Origin of the sequence: Silicimonas algicola, from assembly GCF_003970735.1 — a bacterium.
In the GTDB taxonomy this organism is placed as follows: Bacteria; Pseudomonadota; Alphaproteobacteria; order Rhodobacterales; family Rhodobacteraceae; genus Silicimonas; species Silicimonas algicola.
The window spans coordinates 3,730,079-3,753,844 of the sequence record NZ_CP034588.1 but is presented as its reverse complement, the minus strand read 5'-3'; the positions used below and the strand labels follow the sequence as shown (position 1 = coordinate 3,753,844).

The 23,766-nt window shown below is 65.4% G+C and carries 24 protein-coding genes and 1 pseudogene; 14 read left to right on the top strand and 11 right to left on the bottom strand.

Going from position 1 to position 23,766, the window contains the following annotated elements; all coding sequences use genetic code 11:
- Positions 1-4: 4 nt before the first annotated feature.
- Genes EF888_RS18525 through EF888_RS18515 form a run of 3 tightly spaced genes read left to right on the top strand, consistent with a single transcriptional unit; the run spans position 5 to position 2,793 of the window.
- Positions 5-1,687: a glycosyltransferase family protein gene (locus EF888_RS18525; RefSeq protein WP_109759398.1), complete on the top strand. Its 1,683-nt coding sequence runs from the start codon at positions 5-7 to the stop codon at positions 1,685-1,687.
- Complete coding sequence (locus EF888_RS18520; protein ID WP_109759399.1) at positions 1,684-2,001, top strand: hypothetical protein; 318 nt, start codon at positions 1,684-1,686, stop codon at positions 1,999-2,001. The genes EF888_RS18525 and EF888_RS18520 overlap by 4 nt, the downstream gene beginning before the upstream one ends.
- Before the next feature lie 12 nt (positions 2,002-2,013).
- Complete coding sequence (locus EF888_RS18515) at positions 2,014-2,793, top strand: succinate dehydrogenase iron-sulfur subunit (RefSeq protein ID WP_109759400.1); 780 nt, start codon at positions 2,014-2,016, stop codon at positions 2,791-2,793.
- Positions 2,794-2,797: 4 nt separating this feature from the next.
- Here the strand turns inward: EF888_RS18515 and EF888_RS18510 are convergent, their stop codons facing one another.
- Positions 2,798-3,877 (bottom strand): YeeE/YedE family protein, encoded by a 1,080-nt coding sequence (locus EF888_RS18510; RefSeq protein WP_109759401.1) that lies wholly within the window; start codon positions 3,875-3,877, stop codon positions 2,798-2,800.
- 85 nt (positions 3,878-3,962) lie between these two features.
- Here EF888_RS18510 and EF888_RS18505 point away from each other — a divergent pair, with 85 nt between their 5' ends.
- From EF888_RS18505 to creD, 3 genes are all read left to right on the top strand, one after another.
- Entirely contained in the window at positions 3,963-5,111 is a 1,149-nt protein-coding gene (locus EF888_RS18505; protein ID WP_109759402.1) for a WD40/YVTN/BNR-like repeat-containing protein, read from the top strand.
- Positions 5,112-5,153: 42 nt separating this feature from the next.
- Entirely contained in the window at positions 5,154-5,354 is a 201-nt protein-coding gene (locus EF888_RS18500; protein ID WP_109759403.1) for a hypothetical protein, read from the top strand.
- A 99-nt stretch (positions 5,355-5,453) separates the two neighbouring features.
- On the top strand, positions 5,454-6,860 hold the full coding sequence (gene creD / locus EF888_RS18495; protein ID WP_109759404.1) for a cell envelope integrity protein CreD: 1,407 nt from the start codon (positions 5,454-5,456) through the stop codon (positions 6,858-6,860).
- A gap of 29 nt (positions 6,861-6,889) precedes the next feature.
- Here the strand turns inward: creD and EF888_RS18490 are convergent, their stop codons facing one another.
- Positions 6,890-7,366: a GNAT family N-acetyltransferase gene (locus EF888_RS18490; RefSeq protein ID WP_109759405.1), complete on the bottom strand. Its 477-nt coding sequence runs from the start codon at positions 7,364-7,366 to the stop codon at positions 6,890-6,892.
- A 295-nt stretch (positions 7,367-7,661) separates the two neighbouring features.
- Between EF888_RS18490 and EF888_RS18480 the strand changes: the two genes are divergently transcribed.
- Entirely contained in the window at positions 7,662-8,501 is an 840-nt protein-coding gene (locus EF888_RS18480) for an urea carboxylase-associated family protein (RefSeq protein WP_109759407.1), read from the top strand.
- Between the two features lie 24 nt (positions 8,502-8,525).
- Here EF888_RS18480 and EF888_RS18475 read toward each other — a convergent pair whose 3' ends face one another.
- Positions 8,526-8,801 (bottom strand): hypothetical protein, encoded by a 276-nt coding sequence (locus EF888_RS18475; protein WP_109759408.1) that lies wholly within the window; start codon positions 8,799-8,801, stop codon positions 8,526-8,528.
- A 60-nt stretch (positions 8,802-8,861) separates the two neighbouring features.
- Entirely contained in the window at positions 8,862-9,563 is a 702-nt protein-coding gene (gene deoD / locus EF888_RS18470) for a purine-nucleoside phosphorylase (protein ID WP_109759409.1), read from the bottom strand.
- A 207-nt stretch (positions 9,564-9,770) separates the two neighbouring features.
- Between deoD and EF888_RS18465 the strand changes: the two genes are divergently transcribed.
- Together EF888_RS18465 and EF888_RS18460 are read left to right on the top strand one after the other, a co-directional pair.
- Complete coding sequence (locus EF888_RS18465; RefSeq protein ID WP_109759410.1) at positions 9,771-10,592, top strand: alpha/beta fold hydrolase; 822 nt, start codon at positions 9,771-9,773, stop codon at positions 10,590-10,592.
- 52 nt (positions 10,593-10,644) lie between these two features.
- A pseudogene (locus EF888_RS18460) lies at positions 10,645-10,985 on the top strand (DUF3140 domain-containing protein).
- 4 nt (positions 10,986-10,989) lie between these two features.
- On the opposite strand, the gene EF888_RS18455 reads toward EF888_RS18460, so the two are convergent.
- Positions 10,990-12,957 carry a protein meaA gene (locus tag EF888_RS18455; RefSeq protein ID WP_109759411.1) on the bottom strand — a complete coding sequence of 656 codons (1,968 nt, stop codon included), beginning with the start codon at positions 12,955-12,957 and terminating at the stop codon, positions 10,990-10,992.
- Positions 12,958-13,061: 104 nt separating this feature from the next.
- Positions 13,062-13,604, bottom strand: coding sequence for a hypothetical protein (locus EF888_RS18450; protein ID WP_146202995.1), 543 nt, complete (start codon positions 13,602-13,604; stop codon positions 13,062-13,064).
- A gap of 292 nt (positions 13,605-13,896) precedes the next feature.
- Between EF888_RS18450 and ccrA the strand changes: the two genes are divergently transcribed.
- The 5 genes from ccrA (at position 13,897) to EF888_RS18425 (ending at position 19,283) form a co-directional block, all read left to right on the top strand.
- Positions 13,897-15,186, top strand: a complete 1,290-nt coding sequence (ccrA, locus tag EF888_RS18445; RefSeq protein WP_109759413.1) for a crotonyl-CoA carboxylase/reductase — start codon at positions 13,897-13,899, stop codon at positions 15,184-15,186.
- A gap of 375 nt (positions 15,187-15,561) precedes the next feature.
- Entirely contained in the window at positions 15,562-16,272 is a 711-nt protein-coding gene (locus EF888_RS18440) for a helix-turn-helix transcriptional regulator (RefSeq protein ID WP_241239735.1), read from the top strand.
- 78 nt (positions 16,273-16,350) lie between these two features.
- On the top strand, positions 16,351-16,977 hold the full coding sequence (locus tag EF888_RS18435; protein ID WP_109759415.1) for an acyl-homoserine-lactone synthase: 627 nt from the start codon (positions 16,351-16,353) through the stop codon (positions 16,975-16,977).
- Positions 16,978-17,016: 39 nt separating this feature from the next.
- A complete protein-coding gene (locus tag EF888_RS18430) occupies positions 17,017-18,549 on the top strand; it encodes an ATP-dependent DNA helicase (RefSeq protein ID WP_109759416.1) in 1,533 nt (510 codons plus the stop codon).
- Entirely contained in the window at positions 18,546-19,283 is a 738-nt protein-coding gene (locus EF888_RS18425; RefSeq protein ID WP_109759417.1) for an SDR family oxidoreductase, read from the top strand. The genes EF888_RS18430 and EF888_RS18425 overlap by 4 nt, the downstream gene beginning before the upstream one ends.
- Here the strand turns inward: EF888_RS18425 and EF888_RS18420 are convergent.
- The 5 genes from EF888_RS18420 to EF888_RS18400 are packed head-to-tail and all read right to left on the bottom strand — an operon-like array spanning position 19,280 to position 23,754.
- Positions 19,280-20,032, bottom strand: a complete 753-nt coding sequence (locus tag EF888_RS18420; protein ID WP_109759418.1) for a TIGR02186 family protein — start codon at positions 20,030-20,032, stop codon at positions 19,280-19,282. The genes EF888_RS18425 and EF888_RS18420 overlap by 4 nt on opposite strands.
- Complete coding sequence (locus EF888_RS18415; protein ID WP_109759419.1) at positions 20,032-20,949, bottom strand: sulfite exporter TauE/SafE family protein; 918 nt, start codon at positions 20,947-20,949, stop codon at positions 20,032-20,034. The genes EF888_RS18420 and EF888_RS18415 overlap by 1 nt, the downstream gene beginning before the upstream one ends.
- Positions 20,950-21,003: 54 nt before the next feature.
- Positions 21,004-21,972 (bottom strand): ABC transporter permease, encoded by a 969-nt coding sequence (locus tag EF888_RS18410; protein ID WP_109759420.1) that lies wholly within the window; start codon positions 21,970-21,972, stop codon positions 21,004-21,006.
- A gap of 4 nt (positions 21,973-21,976) precedes the next feature.
- The gene (locus tag EF888_RS18405; protein WP_109759421.1) at positions 21,977-22,603 is read right to left on the bottom strand and encodes a LysE family translocator; all 627 of its coding nucleotides are present in this window, start codon (positions 22,601-22,603) and stop codon (positions 21,977-21,979) included.
- A complete protein-coding gene (locus tag EF888_RS18400; RefSeq protein ID WP_109759422.1) occupies positions 22,600-23,754 on the bottom strand; it encodes an ABC transporter permease in 1,155 nt (384 codons plus the stop codon). The genes EF888_RS18405 and EF888_RS18400 overlap by 4 nt, the downstream gene beginning before the upstream one ends.
- Positions 23,755-23,766: the final 12 nt, after the last annotated feature.

Here is a 23,766-nt window from a genome sequence, read left to right as displayed (position 1 = left end):
CGGCATGGCGCATTTCCCGACGCTGATCGGCAAGATCCGGGACGAGTTGAACCTCGTGCCGGACGAGGGTTTTCCGGTCCTGGGACGGACCCATTACTTCGCCCTGCTTCATGAGTTGCATCAAAGGCTCAAACCGAAGGCCTACCTTGAGATCGGGACCGAAAGCGGTGCTTCACTCGGGCTTGCGAAATGTCTCTCCGTCGCTGTCGATCCCGCTTTCCGGATCGAAGCAGATGTGATGGGCGGCAAGCCCGGGCTAATTCTCCAGCAGACGACGAGCGAGGCGTTCTTCGCCTCGGGTCTGCTCGACCGTCTCGGCGTAACAATCGATCTCGCGTTTCTCGACGGTATGCATCTCTTCGAGTACCTCCTGGACGACTTCATCAATACCGAACACCATATGGCGGCCGATGGGATGATCGTGCTGCACGATTGCGTGCCCTTCAGTTCGGCGGGAGCGCGTCGCGACGGGGACCGCCGCGTCACCCGCTCGTGGACTGGAGACGTCTGGAAGCTGCTTCCGATCCTTCGCGCTTACCGTCCGGACTTGAACGTCCGGACCTTCGACACACCGCCGTCGGGCCTCGTGGTCATCACGGGGCTGGACGTCACGAACCGCGTGCTGTCGGAGAAGCGCGACGAAATCATTGCGCGCTACGGCGACATGACATTCGAAGACCTCGGCCTGACGGCATTTCTCGCGGCGGCGGCCATCGAACCCTACCGTCGGTACATCGCTCCTCTCCCGGCCGAGGGAGCCTTGTCGTTCCGCATCCAGACGCCAGTTCCCAAACCGCGCGCCCAAGCCTCGTGGGGCGACCATGCCTTCGCGGTCTCTCTGGCCGAAGCCCTTGAGCGCGCCGGGCACTTTGCCGAAATCCGCACCGTGCGGGACTGGCATGCACCGGGGCCAAGCGACCAGATCGATATCGTGTTGCGCGGCGACACATCCTACGAGCGGCGGTTTGGTCATCTGACCCTTTTCTGGGCCTTGTATGGCGACGATCTGGGCGCGCTTCGTCAGGATGCGCTTGGTGCGGACCATGTCTTTGCGGCAGGTCAGCCGCTGAAGGACGAGATCGCCATGATCTACGGGCCCGATTTCGTCACCCTGCTGCCTCAGGCCTTCGACGCCACCCGCATGGGACCGCCTGATGAAGGCGCGCCGCGCGAAGGCGCAACCTTCGTGGGAATCTCCAAGCGGTTTCGCCGTCCTATCGTGCGTCAGGCAATGCGCGCGGGGCTGCCGCTGCAATTGTGGGGCAGAGGCTGGGCCGAAAGCCCGGCCGCCGACTTCGCCAAGGGAGAGCGTTTGGAGCAGGATGAACTTGGCGCGGTCTATGCGACGTCCCAGATCGTCCTGAACGATCACCGTCCCGACATGAGCCGTCTCGGCATTCCGTCCAACCGTATTTTCGACGCCCTCGCCTGCGGGACGCCGGTCATCTCCGACCCGGTCTCCTGGCTGCCGGATGACATAGCGCCCTTCGTCCACCAGGTCCGCGATGCGCAACAGGTGCGTGATGCGGCGCGGTCCATCGCCGAAGAGGACGAGGATCGCCGCTCTGAAAGACGCGCGCTGGCGCTGTCGATGCGCGAGACCCACTCCTTCGATGCCCGGGCCCGGGTCATCATAGACAAGGCAGAAGAATTAGCCGGTTACGCAAGAATAAGGAAAACAGCATGAAGCTTCGTATTCTGGCCTTGATCTTCCTCGCCGCCTGCACGCCGCAGCAGCAGGACGAGATCACCCGCGATGCGGCACGCAACGCCGTGCGACCGGTCTTGGAGCAGCGCTTTCCGGGCATCCCTCTCGAGCCTGCGACGGACTGCATCATCGACAACGCCAACTCGCGAGAGCTTCTGTCACTGGCCGCGGACGCGGTGACCGGGCCGACGGCGAACACGGTCGAGATCGTATCGATCATCCTCTCGCGCCAGGGCACCATCCAGTGCCTCGCGACCGAGGGGCTTCCCGTCCTCCTGGGCGGACTGCGTTAAGGAGAGTGTGCCATGGTTCAACTGACCCTTCCCAAGAATTCGACGATCCGCGTCGGCAAGACATGGCCCCGGCCGGAGGGGGCGAAGGACGTCCGCAAGGTGATGGTCTACCGCTGGAATCCCGACGACGGTGAGAACCCGCGCGTCGATACCTATTTCGTCGACATGGACACATGCGGCCCGATGGTCCTGGATGTCCTCATCAAGATCAAGACCGAGATCGACCCGACGCTGACCTTCCGCCGGTCGTGCCGCGAGGGGATTTGCGGGTCCTGCGCGATGAACATCGACGGCATCAACACGCTGGCCTGCATCTATGGCCACGACGAGATCAAGGGCGACATCCGCATCTATCCGCTGCCGCACATGCCGGTCATCAAGGACCTGATCCCGGACCTGACACTCTTCTACGCGCAGCACGCCTCGATCATGCCGTGGCTCGAGACCAAGACGAACCGCCCGCAGAAGGAATGGAAGCAGTCGATCGACGACCGGCGGAAGCTGGACGGTCTCTACGAGTGCGTTATGTGCGCCTGCTGCTCCACCTCGTGCCCGTCCTACTGGTGGAACGGCGACCGCTATCTCGGGCCTGCGGCGCTTCTCCACGCGTACCGCTGGATCATCGACAGCCGCGACGAGGCCACGGGTGAGCGGCTGGACGACCTCGAGGATCCGTTCAAGCTGTACCGCTGCCACACGATCATGAACTGCGCCAAGACCTGTCCCAAGGGGCTGAACCCGGCCAAGGCGATCCAGGAAATCAAGAAGATGATGGTCGAGCGGATCGTCTGACGCGTCAGGCGGCGGCGGTCCTGCGGGCGTCCGCCACCCTGAGGATCGCCTGCATGGCAAAGGATCCGGCCCACATCGAGACGGCGGCGACCCAGGCGGTCAGCGACAGGATCGCCCCGCCGGACACTCCCGCGCCGACGGCGCATCCCCCGGCCAACATCGCGCCGAAGCCCATGAGGACTGCACCCAGCAGATAGGTCTCCATCGGGGTGTCCGGGCCGAAGCGTTCGATGCGCCACTCGTGCCGAAGGACCGCCATCGCCAGCGAACCGAGAAAGACGCCGGGGACGAGGCCGATGCCGAAGGACAGAGGCAGGTCCGGTTGCGTTACAAGCGCCATCAGTGTGTCGGTCGACGGACCCGTGAAGGTGACGGAGGAGATCGGGACGACCTCGAAAGAGGTCGACGCCACGGCCCAGGTGGCCAGCCAGCCAAGCGCCACGGCAAGCCCGGTGACGACGGCGGCGAAGGCCGTTCCCAAGCCGGTGTGCGAAGCAAGGGCCAATGCTGCCGCAGCGGCGAGGCCCGTGAGCGCGAAGAGGACGACGCTGCCGTGACCGAGGCCAGCGAGGGACGCAAGATCGCGGTCAGCGCCGCCGGCGACTGTCCATATCCGTGAGATGTCCTCGCGAAGCGGAGCAAGGACGCCGCGATAGGACGCCTGCGCCACCAGTGTCACCACTAGACCGGTGACGAGGGCGCGCATGTTTCCCGTGCCCGACAGGACCAGCAGGCGACTTGCGCATCCGCGGGCGAGGATCATCCCGGCGCCGAACATCAGTCCGCCTGCAATGGCCCCGCTCATGCTGCCCTCGGCCGCGATCTGCCTTGCGCCCGACACGTCGAGCCACCCCGCGACGATCGCGCCCTGCGTCGCCGCTAGCGCCGAGAAGAAGACCAGAAGCCAGACAGCCATCCTCTCGCCGGGCCGCCTCGCAAACACCTCGACGGTCGCTGCGCGAAGGCAGAAGCGGGATCGTTGCGCCGCCGCCCCGAAGACGAGGCCCACGGTGAGGCCGGCCGCCGCAAGGACGGTGCCCTCGCCGTAGGCCTCCAACGCATTCTCAAGTGCGAATATTTCCATGAAAGAGGCTTCTAGCCAAGCCAGGGCCTCCGGATCATGATCTGGATCAACCGACTCGCCCGTCAGTCGATCAGAGAGAGACGCCATGACCGTGACCCTGCTTGTAGGAACGACGAAAGGTGCGTTCCTCTTGTCGTCCGACGATCGCCAGACCTGGACGGTGTCCGGGCCGCACTGCGGCCTCTGGCCCATCAATCACGCCGTGGGCGATCCCGAGACCGGGATGCTCTGGGCGGCGGGCGGCAACGAATGGTTCGGTGCGGGCGTCTGGCGGTCCGAGGACGGCGGCGAAACCTGGGAGCTGGCGAAGTTCACCGACGGTCAGATGGACAAATGGTTCGCGAACGACCCCGACATGGCGCGCATGTTCGGGTGGGAAAAGCGCGAGCCCCTGTTCGAGGACGGCACGGTCGACGCCCTGTGGTCGCTCCACGCGGCCCACGGGAAGGTGTGGACCGGGGCGAAGCCTGCGCAGCTGTTCGAATCCTCCGACGGGGGAAAGTCCTGGACGCGCAACGACGCCTTTGCCGACTTCGAGGGTCGCGAAAGCTGGAACCCCGGCGCGGCCGGGCTGACCCTGCACACCATCGTCACCGATCCGGGCGTGCCGAAGAAACTGTGGCTTGCCGTGTCTGCGGCGGGCGTCTTTGCGTCAGAGGACGGCGGCGGCTCCTGGGAGCGGCGCAATCGCATGTCGAACGAAGAGGCTCACGCGCATCACGACCATCCGGCGGCGGGGCAGGACGGCGAGACCGGGCACTGCGTCCACAACATGATGCGGGCGCCGGGAGATGCGGACACGCTTTACCAGCAGAACCACCACGGCGTGTTCCGAAGCCGGGACGGCGGACGAAGCTGGGACGATATCACCGAGGGGCTGCCGTCGACCTTCGGCTTTCCGATCCGCGTCCACCCGACGGACCGCGACACGATCTGGACCATTCCGCTCAACGGCGACACCGAGGGACGCTTTCCGCCCGACGCCAGCGCCGCGGTCTGGACGTCGCGCGACGGCGGGGACACCTGGACCGCGAAGCGCGACGGGCTGCCTCAGCAGAACTGCTATTTCACCGTCCTGCGGCAGGCGATGGCCGGGGACCGCCAAAGCCCGGCCGGCGTCTATTTCGGCACCAACTCGGGCTCGATCTTCGCCTCGGCCGACGAAGGCGAAAGCTGGATCGAGGCCGCGCGCCACCTGCCGACTGTGCTGTGCGTCGAGGCCTTCGAGCGCTGAGGTCCGGTTGCGCCCGCGGCTGGCGCGGGACATATCTGGACGATGGTCGTCCTCGCCCTCGTTCTTCTCGCCGGCACGTTCGCCTATCTGTGGTGGATGCGGCGCACAACCTCGCTGACCCGGCTCTGCCGCTGGCGGGAGGACCGCGCGGCGGGTGACTGGGTCTGCGCGTCGTGCGGCGCGCGCACCTGCCCCGAAGAGGGCGGCGCGCCTACCGTCTGCCTGCGCAACTCCTCCTCATAGATGCACGACCGCTGATCCCTTCGTCCACGCTTTCGCAACGGCGATTGCGCGGAGCTGCCGTCAGACGTGGCGGAAGAAACGATACGAAAGGACAGTGACGTGACACATTCCGCAGGCCTGCGCTTCATCATGGTGGGCGCGCTCGCCCTTCTGATGTTCATTCCTTTGGGCCTCGTCAGCGACATCGTGCAGGAGCGCTCGCGCTATTCCGACGGCACGATCGCGGACTTGAGCCGCGAATGGGGTGGGGAGCAGCTTTTCTCCGGCCCGCTTCTGACGATCCCCGTAACGGAAGAGGTGACCTACGACCGCCGGCGCGAGGCGGTTGATTCCGTCACCGGCCTGACGCTTCGCGACGACAAGGGCAACGTCATCTATGAGCACTTCGAGGAGACCGTCACCGAGACACGGCCGCCCATCTATCTCTACCCCGACGATCTCGACATAGACGTGACCAGCCGAAGCTCGATCCGAAGCCGCGGCCTGTTCGAGGTGCCCGTCTATACGGCCGATCTGGCCATGGCCTTCAACTTCGACACCGCGCAGGCCGAGGCCGAGGCGACCGAAACGGAAGAGGTGCACTGGGACGATGCGACGCTGACCATCTTCCTGAACGCGAACAGGGGACTGAGGGGCGAGGCGACGCTCGTCGCGGGCGGAGACGCTCTCGATCTGGAACCCGTTGCACGGGGCGATGCGGAGCGCACCGGCATCGTGGCGGTGACGGGCGACCCGCGCGACAGGTCGGGCTACACCCTCGATCTCGGGGTCAACGGCGCCGGCACCTTCGCCGTCGCCGCCACCGGACGGACGACGCGATTTCGCATGACAAGCGACTGGCCCGATCCCAGTTTCTTCGGCGACTTCCTTCCGGACGAAAGGGAGGTGACGGCCGAGGGGTTCAGCGCGAGCTGGAGGGTTCCCCACCTCGCACGGTCGCTGCCGCAGGCGGGACGGCGCTATCCCGATGCCGAGGCACGCGCGGGTGCCACGATGGGTGCGCGATTCCTGACGCCGAACGACTTCTACCAGAAGGCCTGGAGGGCGTCGCGCTATGGCATCCTGTTCATCTCGCTGACCTTCCTGACTATTCTCCTCCTCGACCGCGCGGCGTCAAGGCCGGCACATCCCGTCCAGTACCTGATGGTCGGGCTTGCGCAGTCGGTCTTCATCCTGCTCATGGTGTCCTACGCCGAACACATCGGCTTCGGGGCGGCCTACCTTCTTGCCGCCGGGGCGACGATCGGGCTTCTTACCGTCTTCGGTGCCACGGCGCTGAAGCTCGGGCGCAAAACCGGGTTGCTGGGCGGCGTCCTCGTCGCGGTCTACGGGGTTCTGTACCTCATCCTCCAGAGTGAGGATCAGGCCATGCTGGCAGGATCGACCCTCGCCTTCGTGGCGCTTGCCCTGACGATGTGGCTGACGCGGAACGAAGAATGGCGTGGCTCCGGCCTTCCCCGGTCCCTTCCCTGGCGACGACCCAAGGCCGACCCCGTCCCTGCGTGAATACCTCGTGGCGGCCCCTCGCGGGGCCGTCACACCGCCTTGCGGAAGTGCCAGCTTGTCGTCCTGTCAAAGCCTGGGTGAGACGATCCAGAGACCTTTCGGAAGCCCAAAGCCTCGAAGGCAGCATGGGTCTCGGTCATCTCTACACGGCTTTGCAGGGTCAGTGCGTCACATCCAAGCCGCCGCGCTTCGTTTTCGAACAGGGGCAGCATCCGGCGCAGGATATGCTGACCCTGCATCGACGGAGCAACGGCGATCTTCGAGAGGTAGAAGGCTTTATCGCTGGCGGTTCCGAAGCCGCAACCGACCAGACGCTCGTCCTTCTCGGCCAGTACCAGGAATTCCTTTCCGGCCTTCATCCGCAGACTGCCGGCGGTCATCGTCCCCAGGGACGAGGGCGGGTCGATTTTCCCCTCCATCACCTTGAAGGCTGCCACGAGAAGGGCGTGCAGTTCGGTCCAGTCGGGTGGCGGGTTGGCGCCTGAGCGGATGGAAAAGTCGGCCATGTGACCTTGGGCGTCGGGGTGCCGCACTCTATCTCTGTCTGGCGAAGGGAGCCGAGAAGTAGCATGACAGTCAAGAACAAGCTCGTCCGCATGGTTGCGAGGACACGGCTATGGGTGAGACGTCATATCCCTGTCGGTCTGCGTTGGCTCGTCGGGTTGGTCGTCATCGCGTTGGGCTTTCTGGGATTTCTTCCCATCCTCGGCTTCTGGATGATACCTTTGGGCATCGCGATCGCCGCGATGGACATCAGGCCACTGTGGCGACGCTTTGGCCGAAGGCATGCACTGGACCGGAATGAATAGCACTCCCTCTGACGCCGACCGACGCCGCTCCGCCAAGCCCGTCGTCGTGTACCCGCCCGAGACGCTTCCCGATGCCGGTGTGGCGGCAAAACTGGCGGCTCTTTCAGGCTATGCGAAGACGGGAGAGATGCTCGTCCCACCCCGCGAGGCTCGTTGCTTTCGCGTTCCGGCGGGCGGAGTCTTTCGCATCGTCTCAGTCGAAGGTCCGCAAGTGGGGGATCTGAACCTCTGGAACGCGGGCGCTCTGTCCGAGAGGTTGTTCTCGGGAAAGACCCGGGCGCTTCACGGCACACATGTGACGACGGGAGACCGCCTGTGGTCGGTGCTGCCCTATCTGCGGCCGATGGCGACGCTGATCGAGGACACGCTTGGCTGGTACGGGATCGACGCGGACGGAGGCGGCGTACACGACGTCATCGGAACGCGCTGCGACCCCTACACGGGGCAGCTATTGTCGGGCACGACCTATCATCGCTGCTGTCATTCGAACTTGACGCGGGCGCTGGCGGACGAACTGGGCATGGCCTTGAACGACGCGGAGCGTCACGTTCACGACGTTCTTAACGTATTCATGTGCACGGGGTTTACGCGGGACACCGGCCAGTATTTCATGAAGGCGTCGCCGGTCAGGCCGGGGGACAGGCTTACGCTATTTGCCGAGATCGACCTTCTTGGGGCTCTCTCCGCCTGTCCGGGCGGCGATTGCGGCGGCGAACATTCGTCCGACGTCGCAGCGTGTCATCCGCTCCTAGTCGAAGTCTTCGAGGGAGACCCCCCCGAAGGGTGGGCCTCGCCCGAGGTCAGCGGCTACGATCGCTCGCACGGCCGCTGAATCCCAAGCGAAGCCCTACGGCAGTCAGCCGTCCACACCGCTGGGAAGGTCGTTGTTGACCTCCTCGCACGCGGTATCGTCACCGCCGGCGACGGCGCCGGTGCAATCGTCCAAGCTCATGGTGCTATTGCTTGACATCATGCCACCCGGGCGAACCATGGGCTCCATCCCGATGATCGTGCCGTCCTTGGCATAGATCGGGGTCTGCTGCGGGGTCTCGACCATCACTTCTTCCTGCTGGGCGCAGGCAGTGGCGAGCACGAGCGCGGAAAGAACCGCGGCGGATTTGAATATCTTCATAACTGTCTCCTGTCGAAACGATTGCACCGCTCATGCGGGCTGACAGGAAACGTTAGCTCGTCAAAAAGCTGCTTCAAGGGCGATGCGCACCATTTCCCCGAAACTCCTCTCGCGGTCTTCCGAGGGTAGCGCCTCTCCGCTCAGGAGATGATCGGACACCGTCAGGATGGCGAGAGCGCGCCGGTTGTGGCGGGCGGCGAGGGTGTAGAGCTCGGCGGCTTCCATCTCGACGCCGAGGATTCCGTGGCGGGTCATCTGCTCGGTCAGGTCGGGGCGTTCGTCGTAGAAAACGTCCGAGGAATAGATGCCGCCGACGTGGGTGGCGACGCCCGAGGCTTCGGCTGCACGGGCGGCGGCGCGGAGGAGGGTCCAGTCGGCACAGGGGGCGAAATTCAGCTCGCGGAAGATGCCTCGGGAGGGGGTCGACAAGGTGCTGGCCGTCATCGCGATGACGATATCACGAACCTTGACGCTGTCCTGCATTCCGCCGCAAGAACCTATGCGGATCAAGGTCTTGGCGCCGTAGTCGCGGATCAGTTCGTTGACGTAGATCGACAGCGACGGCATCCCCATGCCGGTGCCGTGGATGGTGACGGGGTTGCCCTTCCACGTCCCGGTATAAGCCAGCATCCCCCGCACCTCGTTCACCAGTCGCGGCGCGTCGAGGAAGGTCTGGGCCGCCCATCTGGCGCGATAGGGATCGCCTGGCAGAAGGACGGTTTCGGCGATGTCGCCGGGCTCGGCGCCGATGTGGACGGTCATTCCCTCGATCCCTTTCTGTGGTCGAAGGACAGAGTAGCGAGCTGCGGGGAGGGCGAAAAGCCGTGTCGGTATCGCGTCGGTATCACGTCGGTATCACATCGGTGTCGGGTCGGGGACGGGCCGGGAACATCGCTGCCGTTCTTCTGTTGAATTCGCAACGCCGCGCCGACCATTGGCGCGTCCACCAATCCGAAGAAAGAGGACCACATGGACCAGCGTATCGACTCCGCCGTCAACATTCGTGTCGAGGATACGGGAGGCCCCGGCCGCCCCGTCGTCCTGATCCACGGCTGGCCTCTGTCGGGCGAGGCCTGGGCCCACCAGTTGCCCGCGCTGAGAGATGCGGGCTTTCGCGTCATCACCTACGACCGCCGAGGCTTCGGCCGGTCGGACAAGCCCAACCACGGCTACGACTACGACACCCTGGCCGACGATCTCGAGGCCGTCATGGACGACAAGGATCTGCGAGACGTGACCCTGGTCGGCTTCTCGATGGGAGGCGGCGAAGTCGCGCGCTACATTTCGGCACACGGCGAAGACCGTCTCCACAGCGTCGTCTTCGCCTCGGCCGTGCCGCCCTTCATGATGAAGACGGACGACAACCCCGGAGGGCCGCTTGACGAAGACAAGGCCGAGAAGATGGAAGCGGATCTGAAGCAGAACCGCGCGACTTTCTTCGAGGGGTTCACAAAGAACTTCTTCACTGCGAATGGAGACTTGAAGGTGTCCGAGCCCGAGCGGCAGATGGCGATCTCGCTTTGCGAGCAATCGGACCAGACCGCGGCGCTCAAGTGCATGGAAGCGTTCGGGACCACGGACTTCCGCGACGACCTGAAGAAAATCACCGTGCCCACGCTGGTCATTCACGGCGATTCCGACGGGGTCGTGCCCATCGAGGGCTCGGGCGAGCGGACGCACCGCATGGTGCCGGGGTCGGAGATGCATGTCATTCGGGACGCACCGCACGGCTGCAACGTCAGTCACGCGGACGATTTCAACAGCGCGCTGATCGAGTTCCTTCGGAAATGAACAACAGAGGGCCTCGCCATCGGCGGGGCCTTCCAATCAGCCTGAGGCTGCGATGACGGAAAAGTCGAGAGACGAGATCTGGAGCGAGTGGCGCACGAAGGTGAACATGGCGCCCAAGGAGCTTGAGGCCTGACCGACGAGTCCAGGTCGGTCGGTGACAGCAGCGATGGGGACGAGAGCACCGGCCACAAGTCGGGACGCCGGATCGTCGAGATCAAGCGGACCGACAAGGACGACCTGACGGACGCCCAATGGGATCACATGGCGAAGGTCCTTGGCTATATCGCAAGGCATTCGGCCCAGAAGCCGAAAGAGCCAGAGGGATCGAACTGGGCCTATTCGTTGAAGAATTGGGGCCACGACCCCTTCGGCAGGAACGGCGCGGCGACCTGAGATCCTATTCCGCCGCCACCGCCTCGGGGTCGGCCAATGCGACGATGTCGAACATGATGCGGTTCAGCTCGAAATCCTTGGGGGTGTAAACACGCGCGACGCCCATCGCGCGCAGGCGCTCGGCGTCGGAGTCGGGGATGATCCCGCCCACGACCAGCGGCACATGCGAGAGTCCGGCCGAGGTCATCTCGGCCAGCGTTTCCTCGATCAGCGGCAGGTGGCTTCCCGACAGGATGGACAGACCCACGACATGGGCGCCCGCATCGCGCGCGGCGGTGACGATCTCGGACGGCGTCAGGCGAATGCCCTCGTAGGTGATGTCCATGCCGGCGTCGCGGGCGCGGGTTGCGATCTGCTCGGCCCCGTTCGAATGGCCGTCGAGGCCGGGCTTGCCGACGAGGAACTTCAGGCGCGTCCCGAGGCGTGCCGAGACGGCATCTACGGCGGCGCGGATCTCGTCCAGTCCCTCGGTCCGGTTCGAGGGGTTGCGGCTGACGCCCGTGGGTGCGCGGTACTGGCCGAAGGCGGCGCGCACGACGTCGCCCCATTCGCCGGTCGTGGCACCTGCCTTCGCGGCGGCGATGGAAGCGGGCATGACGTTCTGGCCGGAGGCGCAGGCATTGCGGAGGGCGTCGAGGGCAGCTCGGACCCTTGTCTCGTCGCGAGAGGCGCGCCAGTCCGTCAGGCGCGCGACTTGGTCGGCCTCGGCTTCGGGATCGGCGACCATGATCGCTTCGGGCCCGCTGGTCAGCGGCGAGGGCTCGCCCGCCTGCCAGCGGTTGACGCCGACGACGGTGGTTTCGCCCTGCTCGATCCGGCCGATGCGGTCGGAGTTCGCCTCGACGAGGCGGGATTTCATGTATTCGATAGCCTCGACTGCGCCGCCCATCGCGTCGATGTGGGCAAGCTCGGACCGGGCGCCGTCTTTCAGTTCTTCCACCTTCGCGGTCACCGCCGGGTTGCCGTCGAAGAGGTCGTCGTATTCGAGAAGGTCGGTCTCGTAGGCGAGGATCTGCTGCATCCTCAGTGACCACTGCTGGTCCCAGGGACGGGGCAGGCCCAGGGCTTCGTTCCAGGCCGGAAGCTGCACCGCGCGGGCGCGGGCGTTCTTCGACAGGGTGACGGCCAGCATCTCGATCAGGATGCGGTAGACGTTGTTTTCGGGCTGCTGCTCGGTCAGTCCCAGCGAGTTGACCTGCACGCCGTAGCGGAAACGGCGGAATTTCTCGTCCTCGACACCATAACGGGCGCGGCAGATCTCGTCCCAAAGCTCGGTGAAGGCGCGCATCTTGCAGAGTTCGGTGACGAAGCGGATGCCGGCGTTCACGAAGAACGAGATGCGGCCGACCATCTCGGGGAAGTGCTCGGCGGGCACTTTTGCGCGGAGGTCGTCGAGGACGGCCTGCGCGGTGGCCAGCGCATAGGCCAGTTCCTGTTCCGGCGTCGCTCCGGCCTCCTGAAGGTGGTAGGAACACACGTTCATCGGGTTCCATTTCGGAAGGTGCTCGCGCGTGTAGGCGGCGACGTCGGTGATCATGTTCAGGCTGGGCCGGGGCGGGCAGACGTAGGTGCCGCGCGAGAGGTATTCCTTGATGATGTCGTTCTGGACGGTGCCCTGCAGCTTCGAGACGTCCGCGCCCTGCTCCTCGGCCACGGCGATGTAGAGCGCCAGGAGCCACGGCGCGGTGGCGTTGATCGTCATCGAGGTGTTCATCTCCTCGACCGGCAGGCCGTCGAAGAGGGCGCGCATGTCGCCGAGGTGGGCTATCGGGACGCCGACCTTGCCGACCTCGCCGCGCGCCAGGCGGTGGTCGCTGTCATAGCCGGTCTGGGTGGGCAGGTCGAAGGCGACCGACAGGCCGGTCTGGCCGCGCGACAGGTTCGAGCGGTATAGCGCGTTCGACGCGGCAGCGGTCGAGTGGCCGGCATAGGTGCGGAACAGCCAGGGACGGTCTTTCTGCGCGTGCGACATCTGCGGATATCCTCGACCGGCGTTGAAATATAATTTCGCTGGAGGTCAAGTATGCGCAAGGAAATGGCCGTGTCAATTCGCTGCGACGCGGCGAGGGGCGATGCCTAGTGGCGGATCGCCCCGGTCTCGACCGCGAGGTCGGTCTGGATCACGGAAACGAAGCGCTCGATCGACGCCAGGACCTCGCCCGAGGGCTCTTTGAGGGCGTGGAGGGGGATGCGGACGCCGAGGCGGCTGAGGATCCAGGATTCCATCCACGAGGGCAGCGGGAGGCGGAGGACACCCGAGGTGCGGGGGCGAAGCTCGAGGTAGAGCCACTCCTGCGCGTGCCAGAAGACGGGGCGGCGGGGGACGTAGTGGGCGCGCTCGACCTCATGCCAGGCGATGCTGCGCAGAAGGCCGAAGGGCGACGTCAGGCCTTCGGGGCCTACGGTGAGGCGCGTTACGGGATGCCGCGAAATCACCATGAAAACAGTGGCGACGACAAGGCAGACGCCAAGCACCATTCCCTCGACAAGGGCGAGGACCGGGCCGGGATTGCCGAAGATCAGCGCGATCAGGGTGGGATAGAGAAGGATCATCGCCAGCGCGACGGTGCGCCGTGCCATCCAGCGATTGTAGAGGAAGCGGTGGGTGGTCGACGGCATCGACTGCAGGTCTGGTTCGCGCGCGCCGGACGACATTAGACTAGCCACCTGAAAGTTTACGGAATTCTCCCTATCGTACCCGTTTTCGGCGATCGTGTAACCCTTGGAGACAGCCTCTGCGACTTTCCGCTGATACGGAGTGCTGCGCTTGCGAAGAAAACCTGACCCTCTAACAGCCGACGAGACATAAAATTTCAAATAACACGACCTCTGGGTTGCAATCTTGCGTGGCCAGTTCTATTTCCTGACTTGAGTTTTGCGATTCTGCATCGCAGCGTAGAAGGGGACGATCATGGCTTTGGACGAGGCTGGCACGATGACCGAGACGGCGCCGAAGAAGGACCTGTACGCGGTGGGCGAGATGCCTCCGCTGGGGCATCTTCCCGGGAAGATGCACGCCTGGGCCATCCGGAGAGAGCGTCACGGCGAGCCCGACAAATCCTTCCAACTCGAAGTGGTGCCGGTCGACAGGCCCGACAGCCACGAGGTCGTCGTGATGGTGATGGCGGCGGGCGTGAACTATAACGGCGTCTGGGCGGGGCTCGGGATCCCGATCAGCCCCTTCGACGTCCACAAGGCCGAGTATCACATCGCGGGGTCGGACGCGGCGGGCATCGTCTGGGCCGTCGGCGACAAGGTCTCGCGCTGGAAGGTCGGCGACGAGGTCGTGATCCACTGCAACCAGGACGACGGCGAGGACGAGGAGTGCAACGGCGGCGACCCGATGTTCAGTCCCAGCCAGCGGATTTGGGGCTATGAGACGCCGGACGGCTCCTTCGCGCAGTTCACCACGGTACAGTCGCAGCAGTTGATGCCGCGCCCGAAGCACCTGACCTGGGAAGAAAGCGCCTGCTACACGCTGACGCTCGCCACGGCCTATCGAATGCTGTTCGGGCATCATCCGCACGAGCTGAAGCCGGGGCAGAACGTGCTGGTCTGGGGCGCGTCGGGGGGGCTTGGGTCTTATGCGATCCAGCTCATCAACACGGCGGGGGCGAACGCGATCGGCGTGATCTCGGAAGAAGACAAGCGGGACTTCGTGATGAGCCTCGGCGCCAAGGGCGTCATCAACCGCAAGGATTTCGACTGCTGGGGCCAGCTTCCGACGGTCAATACCGACGAATACAAGGCGTGGTTCGGCGAAGTCAGGAAGTTCGGCAAGGCGATCTGGGACATCACCGGCAAGGGCGTGAACGTCGACATGGTGTTCGAGCATCCGGGCGAGGCGACCTTCCCGGTCTCGACCTTCGTGGTGAAGAAAGGCGGCATGGTCGTGATCTGCGCCGGCACCACCGGATACAACCTGACAATGGACGCGCGGTATATCTGGATGCACCAGAAACGCATCCAGGGCTCGCACTTCGCGCATCTGAAGCAGGCGGCAGCGGCGAACAAGCTGATGGTCGAGCGGCGGCTCGACCCCTGCATGTCCGAGGTGTTTCCCTGGGCGGACATACCGGCTGCGCACGTCAAGATGCGCCGCAACGAACACAAGCCGGGGAACATGGCCGTTCTGGTTCAGGCGCCGCGCACGGGGCTTCGGACCTGGGAAGACACGCTAGAGGCGAGCGTTTCCAGATAAGAGACAGTCTGTTTCCATATCGGAATCAAACGCCGCGAGGGTCCGCACCCTTGCGGCGTTCTCCGTTCTGGAGGCCCTAACCCCAAGTTTTTCAATATCTTGCAGTCTTCCCCCTCGCTATATCTGGGGAGTTGAAAATGGTGAGTGACGCTGCATCATGAATACATGCTATGGTTGTATTAGTGAATCGTTAACCATCTAGGGGCGAGAACTGTATGGCAAACGACTGGATACTCGACGTTCTGACCGACCTTCGATCCTTCGCCTGCAAGAACGGATTGAAGGCCACGGAAATGCAGATGGTCACGGCCATCGGCATCGTCGCGGAGGAGCTGACGTCGGTGCGTGGGATGGCGCCGGGGACGCCGCTTAACATTGGCCATACTGGAGAGCTTCATCGACAAGCTGGGTTCGGTCGAAAGTTTTGATCGGCTGAACGACGTCATTGTCGGCCTGCGGGACGTGCTGGAGACCGAGCACGTCATCTATCACTGGGTCAATTCGACCGGCGAACATTGCGCCGCGCTGACCTATTCCGAAGAGTGGACGACCCGCTACCTGACGCAGGACTATGCCCGGCTCGATCCCGTGGTGCAGGCCTGCCTGAGGCAGTTCAACCCCGTCGACTGGAAGCGGCTCGACTGGAGCGGGCGTTCGGTGCGCGCTTTCGTGGACGAGGCCGTCGACGCGGGCGTGGGAAACCAGGGGTATTCGATCCCGATCCGGGGACCCTCGGGCCAGTTCGCCCTGTTCACGGTGTCGAGCCGGGACGACGACGCGGCCTGGAGCCGTTTCACCGAAGCGCGTGCGAGAGAGCTGATCCTGATCTCGCACTTCATCAACCAGAAGGCGCTGGAGCTGGAGCGCGGATCGGACACCCTGAAGGTCGTCAGCCTCAGCCCGCGCGAGACCGATGCGCTGACCCTTCTGGCGCTTGGACACAGCCGGGCGCAGGCGGCCGAGAGCCTGTCGATCTCGGAGCATACGCTGCGCGTCTATATCGAAGGCGCGCGGATGAAGCTGGCGGCGATGAACACGACCCACGCCGTCGCTCGCGCCCTGAACCAGGGGCTGTTAATCGTGTGACAACCCTCGCGCACGGCTGGATCCGCGCGCGTTAACCACGGCTGACTAGGACCCTTCCACCGCAAGTGGGAGGGTTTCATGCTTCGCTATCTTCATGCCGTCGAGCTGCCGCGCTTGCCCAGGCTGAGGGACGGCATGTTCCGCGACCGCGCCGTGCAGTTTCGCGAACGGCTGGGGTGGGAGGTGAGCGTGGGCGCCGACGGCTTCGAGCGCGATGCGTATGACGCCGAAGATCCGCTCTATGTGCTGTGGGCGCGTCCCGACGGCACGCATGGCGGGTCCATGCGGTTTCTGCCGACGACCGGCATCACCATGGTCAACGATCACTTCGCGTCCCTGACGGATGGCGCCCGGATCGAAAGTTCGTCGATCTGGGAATGCACGAGGTTCTGTCTTGCCCCTGACGCGGCAGCGGGTGTGTCGGCTGCCATGATGCTTGGCGCGATGGAGGTCGGGCGGCATTTCGGCCTGTCGCACCTCGTCGGTGTCTTTGATGCGCGCATGGTGCGGATCTATCGCCGGCTTGGCTGGGGCCCGACGATCCTGGGCACCGAGGGGCAGGGGCGCGATGCGACCAGCGCGGGTCTCTGGGCGATCGATGCGCGGGTCCGCGCGCGGCTTCTGGTGGCGGCGGGCGTGTCGGACGAGGTGTCGCGCTTCTGGGTGTCGCGGTCTCTTGGAGGAGCATGTGCAATGGCGGCCTGACCGCTGGCCCACGCCGGGCGGGCAGGCTAGGGTCCGGGCATGTCGCTTCCCGTCACCGCGTTCTCCGAGGACCAGGCAGAGGCCTTCGACCGCGTGGCCGAAGCCTTGCGCGGGGCTGGCGTCGACATCGAGGAAAGCTCCGTCTCGCCCCGGACCGAGGGCGGGCAGGGCGTTCTGGCGGTGATCGGCAAGGCCGGGTCGGGCAAGACGATGCTGCTGGCGCGGCTGGCCGAGGCGCTGACGGAAGCGGGCGTCGACACGGTCAGCGGGGACTACGAGGGGCGGCGGCGCAAGGATCGTCGCACGCTTGCCATCCTCGCTCCGACGAACAAGGCCGCGAGCGTCCTGCGCAACCAGCGCGTGCCCGCGACGACGATCCACCGGATCCTCTACACTCCGGTCTACGATCCCGAGTACGAAAAGATCGCGGAATGGCTGGTCGGCAACGGCGAGCGGCCTTCGGTCGAAGGGCTGACCGACGCGGCGCTCGACCGGGCGTTCGCGTTCTTCCAGACCGTCAGGTCGGTGCCGGGCGCGCTGGCGACGGCAGGTTTGAAGGGGTCGGACTTCATCCTCGGCTGGAAGCGGCGCGAGGATCCGCTGGACATCGGCTTCGTCGACGAGGCCTCGATGCTGGACCAGAAGCAGTTCGACGACCTTCGGGAAATCTTCCCGACGCTCCTTCTCTTCGGGGATCCCGCGCAGCTCGCGCCGGTCAACCAGTCCGGGCAAATGATCTTCGAGACCCTGCCTGAGCCGCGCAAGCTGGTGCTGCACCGGGTCCACCGTCAGGACCTCGACAACCCCATCCTCGACCTCGCGCACGCGCTCGGCGACGACGCCCTGACCTTCGAGGACTTCGAGCGGATGATCGAGGATGCCGCGCGCACCGACGACCGGGTCGTCGTCAGCCCGCGCGTCGAAGCGGGGCTGATGGCGCGGTCTCCCGTGCTCGTCTGGCGGAACGCGACGCGCATAAGGCTGATTCACGCCTTCCGCGCCGCCTTCGACGCGCCCGCCGATGCGCTCCTGCCGGGCGAGCCGCTGATCTGCGACGGCATCGAGCTGCCGCTCAAGCATCGCAAGAAGCGGCTCGACCTCGAGGCGCGGGGGCTCATCAAGGGCGCTCAGGTGATCTATCTCGGACCAGGGCGGCGTCCCGGCTTCTCGCGGCTGCACGTCATCGGGGCGATCGAGCCGCAGGTGTCGGCCGCGTCCATCGTCAAGATCGAGATGCCGGACGAGGAAGAGCCGTTCATCCCCTTCGCCGCGAACATGGGCGCAGCCTTCCTGCACGGCGCGGCCGTGACGATCCACAAGGCGCAAGGCTCCCAATGGCGCGAGGTTCAGGTTTTCGCGCCGGATCTCTACGCCGCCAGCCGGGCGGGACGGAACGAGGCGGGCATCCCGCTCTGGAAACGACTGGCCTACGTCGCTATCACTCGGGCAGAGGAGCGGCTTTACTGGGTCACGCGCTATCGCCTCGGAAAGCCGGCAGAACCATTGACGACACGCGATCTCGACGCGCCCCCCGCGCCGTTCTCGCTGGACAGGGAGGACGACGGGGAATGAGCGGAACCATCATCATCACGGGCGCAAGCCAGGGCATCGGCAAGACCACGGCCGAGGTTTTTCTCGAGGCCGGCTGGACGGTCGGCGTCCTTGCTCGCAGCGCCGAGAAGCTGGACGCCTTCTGCAAGGGACGCGACAAGGCCGTGCCTCTGGCAGCCGACGTTGCCGACAGCGCTGCGGTCGACGCGGCCTTCGCGCAGTTCGTCGAGAAGGCCGGACGGATCGACGCGATCTTCAACAACGCCGGGCGCGGGTCGAAGCCCGTCAGCATCGACGAGATCGACGACGAGACCTGGAATGCCGTCGTCGGCGTGAACCTGAACGGAATGTTCAACTGCGCCCGAGCGGCGTTCCGGCAGATGCGGAGGCAGGCGCCGCAGGGCGGTCGGATCGTCAACAACGGGTCGATTTCGGCGCATTCTCCGCGCTGGCATTCGGTGCCCTACACGACGACCAAGCACGCCATCACGGGCCTGACGAAGAGCCTCGCGCTTGACGGCCGCGAGTTTGACATCGCCTGCGGGCAGATCGACATCGGCAACGCGCTGACCGACATGACGCAGGACATGGCCTCGGGCCGGCCGCAGGCGGATGGCAGCATGAAGCCCGAGCCGACGATGGATGCGCGCCACGTGGCCGAGACGGTGCTGTCGATGTGCCGCCTGCCGCTGGAGACGAACGTGCAGTTCGTCACCATCATGGCGACCAAGATGCCCTTCGTCGGGCGCGGCTAGGACCGGAACACGCGGAAGGCGGCGGAGGCCGCCCATCCCGCGAAGATGGCGATCGTCAGCGACATCAGGCCATAGATTAGCGGCTGTTCCCGGGACAGGTGGAACAGCCAGCGCTCCAGCCCGACCTTGTGGACCTCGATCGCGGCGGTATGCGTGTCGACGATGAAGCCGCCGCGCGTCAGGTAGAAGCGCGCGACGTACCGGCCTTCGTGCAGGTTGGCGGGCAACTGGATGCTGGTCGAGAAGAGCGTGTCCTCGTCGAAGGTCACAGCGCCGATATTCGTCTGGTACAGCGTCTCGCGCATGCGCAGCCGGATCAGAGCCTCGGTGAAGTCATTCGTGCCGGAGATCGTCGCGCCGACCGAGCGGATCGCGCGGTGGATCGAGATGCGGTGGCGCAGGTCCTCGACGTCCTTGATCGTCTCGGACCATGTGCCCGAGGTCGAGACCGAATAGAAGCTTGGGGCTGCGTCCACCTCGACCGTGTCGGTGTTCACCCAGATGCCAAAACGCCGTTCCTTCCGGCGTACCGTCAGCGGCTCGGACGGCCCCGACACGGTGATGAGAACCTGAAGCGCCGGATCCTCGACGATCTGCGTTTCACGCTTCACGGCACCGAAGATCAGGATTTCGGACCCGTCGAAGTTCGTCGAGATCTGGATCCGGCTCTGGCTGAGGCCGGCCACCACCTCTTCCGCCCGCGCGGGCAAGGCGGCGAGAAGGAGAAGGGACAGGAGAGCCGCGCGCATCAGTGCGCCTTCCCGGTGCCGAGGCTGTAAAGCTCGGACGGCTCGAGAAGGAGGTCGAGCGCCAGCTTGCCGCAGACCAGGAGGACGAGAAGGGCGAGAAGGACGCGCAGTTGCTCGGCCTTCATCTTTGCCCCGATCTGAGTTCCGATCTGCGCCCCGAGGACGCCTCCCACGATCAGGAGAAGGGCGAGCACGATGTCGACGGTATAGTTCGTCGTCGCGTGCAGGATCGTCGTGAAGGCGGTGACGAAGATGATCTGGAAGAGCGAGGTGCCGATGACGACCTTGGTCGGCATGTGGAGGATGTAGATCATCGCCGGCACCATGACGAAGCCGCCGCCGACGCCCATCACCGCCGCAAGGATGCCGACGAGGAAGCCGACCATCAGGGGCGGGATGACCGAGATGTAGAGCCGCGAGGCGCGGAACTGCATCTTGAACGGCATCGCATGGACCCAGCCGTGCTTGCGCCGGGTCGGCGCTGCGCGGCCCGCGCGCGTCTTGCGGATGGCGTTGAGGCTTTCGACGAACATCAGCGCGCCGATGACGCCGAGGAACAGGACGTAGGACAGCTGGACCAGAAGATCGACCTGGCCTCGCGCCCGGAGCAGGTTGAACACCTGAACGCCAAGGAGCGCCCCGGCGAGACCGCCGACCAGAAGGACGCCTCCCATCCTCAGATCGACCGTGCGGCGCTTCAGGTGCGCGAGCACGCCCGAGAACGAGGCCGCGACAATCTGGTTCGCGCCCGTGGCCACCGCGACGGCGGGCGGGATGCCGATGAAGAACAGAAGCGGCGTCAGAAGAAAGCCGCCCCCCACCCCGAACATCCCCGAAAGGACCCCGACCATTCCTCCCAATCCCAGAAGAAGGAAGGCGTTGACCGAGACCTCGGCAATGGGGAGGTAGATCTGCATGGTCTCCCTTACGCCCCGTCGCCGTTCGCTTTCAAGGGGCTGCCGCTGCCGGGGTCAGCGTTCCTTCACATAGGGCTCTCCGCCGGCGCGGGGAGGGATCGCCTTGCCCACGAAACCGGCGAGTATGACGACGGTCAGGATATAGGGAAGCGCATCGAGGAACTGTCCGGGTATGTCGATGCGGGCAACTCTCTCGACCACGTCCGGCCGGAACGACAAAGCCTGGAAGAAGCCGAAGAGAAGGCAGGCGAAAAGGGCGTACCACGGCCTCCATTTGGCGAAGATCAGGGCCGCGAGCGCGATGTAGCCCCGGCCCGACGACATCTCCTTGACGAAGCCCGCCTGCAGGCCGGTCGCAAGGTAGACGCCTCCGAGGCCGCAAAGGACACCTGCGATGGCGACCGCCGTATAGCGCAGGCGCAGGACCGACACGCCGGCTGTGTCGACGGCCGCCGGGTTTTCGCCCACGGCGCGAAGCCTCAGCCCGAAGCGCGTGCGGTAGAGCATCCACCAGATCAGCGGCACCGTCAGGAGCCCGACATAGACCAGAAGCGAATGGCCCGAGATCAGCTCGGTGTATCCCTGGCCGGCGTAGGGCAGGCCCGACAGCGACTGTGCGAAGGGCAGGGTGATCTCGTTGAACCGCGCGTCACCCGACAGGGACGGCGTGCGCCCGCCTTGTCCGAACCAGTCCTGCGCGATGAGGACGGTCAGGCCGGACGCGAGGAAGTTGATGGCGACGCCCGAGATCAACTGGTTGCCCCGGAAGGTGATCGAGGCAAGGCCGTGGATCGCCGACAGGACCAGCGACGCGCCCACGCCTGCGGCAAGTCCGGCCCAGACCGAACCCGTGGTCGCGGCGACGGCGGCCGAGAAGAAGGCCGACATCAGCAGCTTGCCTTCGAGCCCGATGTCGAAGATGCCCGCGCGCTCGGACACGAGGCCCGCGAGGCAGGCGAAGAGAAGCGGCGTGGCGAGCCGGACCGTGGTGTCGAGGATCTGGAGGAGCGTCAGGTAGTCCAAGGCGTCACTCCCGGGCCGTGGCGAGCTTGAAGGCGGCAAAGGCGAAGAACACGCCGAGGACGCCCTCGATCCAGCGCCGCGCGCCGGCATAGAGGGACAGGAACGGCCGGGAGGACAGGGCGACGGCCCAAGCCCCGTGTCCCGCGAAGGAATTGACGAAGGCGCCCCCAAGGAACAGCGCGAGGATCGGCAGGGGCGCGGTCTCCAGCCCCGCCACGGCTGCCGCTGCGATCCAATAGAGGATGGCCTTGGGATTGGTCATCTGCATGGCAAAGCCCGCCGCCGCCGAATTGTCCGCGCGTGCCGTGCCCTTCGCGGCAGGCAGTTCTCCCGGAGCCATCATGCGTCCGAAGGATTTCCACGCCAGCCACAGAAGGAAAGCCGCCCCGGCAAAGCGCACCGCCGTCATCGCCCAGGCGATGTCGGCGAGAAGCGCCGCCAGACCGAGGACGGCGATCAGCGCCAGAAGTACCGCGCCCAGCGCGATGCCGAGGCAGGTGGCAAGTGCGGGTGCGCGTCCGCGCGTCGTCGCCACCGTCAGGATCAGCGCGACACCGGGACCGGGCGACAGCACCCCCAGAAGCTGGACGCCCCATCCGGTCAGAAGGTTCGGCAGCCACTCCCCGATCACGCGCCGTGCCCTCCCTGCGCCGACTTGGCGTCGGGTTTGGGCGCGGTGGTCGCCTCGACCGGCGCCTTGCGGCGGAAGTTCAGGAACAGCGCCTCGATCGGCATCCGCACCATGTTGTCGAGAGCGCCGGTGAACAGGATCACCAGCGCCTGGATGACCACGATCAGCTCGCGCTGGATGTTGGCCCAGAGCGACAGCTCGGCCCCCCCCTGGTAGAGGAACCCGAAAAGAAGCGCTGCCAGCAGGACGCCGAGGGGATGCGACCGCCCCATCAGCGCCACCGCGATGCCGATGAAGCCCGCGCCCTCGACCGAGTTCAGGACCAGCCTTTCGGCCTCGCCCATGACGTTGTTGACCGCCATGCACCCCGCCAGCGCGCCCGAGATCATCATCGACACGACGATGATCTTGGTGGGCGAAATTCCGGCGTAGCGGGCGGCGGGCTCGGAATGGCCGTAGGCCCGGATCTCGTAGCCGAGGCGCGTCCGCCAGATCAGCAGCCACACGAGGTAGCAGGCGAGGAGTGCTATGAAGAAGGTGATGTTCGCGGGCGCCGCCTGCGAGAACGGGATGCCGACGAGGCCGAGCGCGTCGGCAAGCGACGGCAGATGCGTGCCCGCGGGGAACTTGGCCGTTGCCGGGTCCATCGCGCCTGCGGGCCTCAGGTGCTCGACCAGCATGTAGGTCAGGAAAGACGCGGCGATGAAGTTGAACATGATCGTTGTGATGACGATGTGGCTGCCGCGCTTGGCCTGAAGGTAGGCAGGAATGAAGGCCCAGGCTGCGCCGAACAGCGCCCCCGCGATCAGCGCGACGGGCAGGGCGACCAGCCAGTGCGGCCAGTCGACCGAAAGGCACACCAGCGCCACACCCAGACCGCCCAAGGCCGCCTGACCCTCGCCGCCGATGTTGAACATCCGGGCATGGAAGGCGACGGCGACGCAAAGGCCGGTGAAGATGAAGTTGGTCGCATAGTAGAGCGTGTAGCCCCAGCCATAGGACGACCCGAGCGCGCCCGTGACCATGATCTTCACGGCCTCGATGGGGTCCTTGCCGATCGACAGGATGACGAGCGCCGAGAGCGCGAACGAGATCAGAAGCGAAATCAGCGGGACGAGGATCGCGTCGGCCCACTTGGGGATCACGTCCATGCCGAAGGTCTC

Excerpts from the sequence above, each read along its gene's own strand:
- EF888_RS18520 (WP_109759399.1), top strand. The coding sequence starts at position 1,684 with ATGAAGCTTCGTATTCTGGCCTTGATCTTCCTCGCCGCCTGCACGCCG.
- EF888_RS18400 (WP_109759422.1), bottom strand. The coding sequence starts at position 23,754 with ATGGACGTGATCCCCAAGTGGGCCGACGCGATCCTCGTCCCGCTGATT.
- EF888_RS18465 (WP_109759410.1), top strand. The coding sequence starts at position 9,771 with ATGGACCAGCGTATCGACTCCGCCGTCAACATTCGTGTCGAGGATACG.
- EF888_RS18490 (WP_109759405.1), bottom strand. The coding sequence starts at position 7,366 with ATGGCCGACTTTTCCATCCGCTCAGGCGCCAACCCGCCACCCGACTGG.
- deoD (WP_109759409.1), bottom strand. The coding sequence starts at position 9,563 with ATGACCGTCCACATCGGCGCCGAGCCCGGCGACATCGCCGAAACCGTC.
- EF888_RS18430 (WP_109759416.1), top strand. The coding sequence starts at position 17,017 with ATGTCGCTTCCCGTCACCGCGTTCTCCGAGGACCAGGCAGAGGCCTTC.
- EF888_RS18500 (WP_109759403.1), top strand. The coding sequence starts at position 5,154 with ATGGTCGTCCTCGCCCTCGTTCTTCTCGCCGGCACGTTCGCCTATCTG.
- EF888_RS18505 (WP_109759402.1), top strand. The coding sequence starts at position 3,963 with ATGACCGTGACCCTGCTTGTAGGAACGACGAAAGGTGCGTTCCTCTTG.
- EF888_RS18525 (WP_109759398.1), top strand. The coding sequence starts at position 5 with ATGGCGCATTTCCCGACGCTGATCGGCAAGATCCGGGACGAGTTGAAC.
- EF888_RS18480 (WP_109759407.1), top strand. The coding sequence starts at position 7,662 with ATGAATAGCACTCCCTCTGACGCCGACCGACGCCGCTCCGCCAAGCCC.
- EF888_RS18450 (WP_146202995.1), bottom strand. The coding sequence starts at position 13,604 with ATGCCGTCGACCACCCACCGCTTCCTCTACAATCGCTGGATGGCACGG.
- ccrA (WP_109759413.1), top strand. The coding sequence starts at position 13,897 with ATGGCTTTGGACGAGGCTGGCACGATGACCGAGACGGCGCCGAAGAAG.
- EF888_RS18435 (WP_109759415.1), top strand. The coding sequence starts at position 16,351 with ATGCTTCGCTATCTTCATGCCGTCGAGCTGCCGCGCTTGCCCAGGCTG.
- EF888_RS18455 (WP_109759411.1), bottom strand. The coding sequence starts at position 12,957 with ATGTCGCACGCGCAGAAAGACCGTCCCTGGCTGTTCCGCACCTATGCC.
- EF888_RS18515 (WP_109759400.1), top strand. The coding sequence starts at position 2,014 with ATGGTTCAACTGACCCTTCCCAAGAATTCGACGATCCGCGTCGGCAAG.
- EF888_RS18510 (WP_109759401.1), bottom strand. The coding sequence starts at position 3,877 with ATGGAAATATTCGCACTTGAGAATGCGTTGGAGGCCTACGGCGAGGGC.
- EF888_RS18475 (WP_109759408.1), bottom strand. The coding sequence starts at position 8,801 with ATGAAGATATTCAAATCCGCCGCGGTTCTTTCCGCGCTCGTGCTCGCC.
- EF888_RS18415 (WP_109759419.1), bottom strand. The coding sequence starts at position 20,949 with ATGCAGATCTACCTCCCCATTGCCGAGGTCTCGGTCAACGCCTTCCTT.
- EF888_RS18420 (WP_109759418.1), bottom strand. The coding sequence starts at position 20,032 with ATGCGCGCGGCTCTCCTGTCCCTTCTCCTTCTCGCCGCCTTGCCCGCG.
- EF888_RS18425 (WP_109759417.1), top strand. The coding sequence starts at position 18,546 with ATGAGCGGAACCATCATCATCACGGGCGCAAGCCAGGGCATCGGCAAG.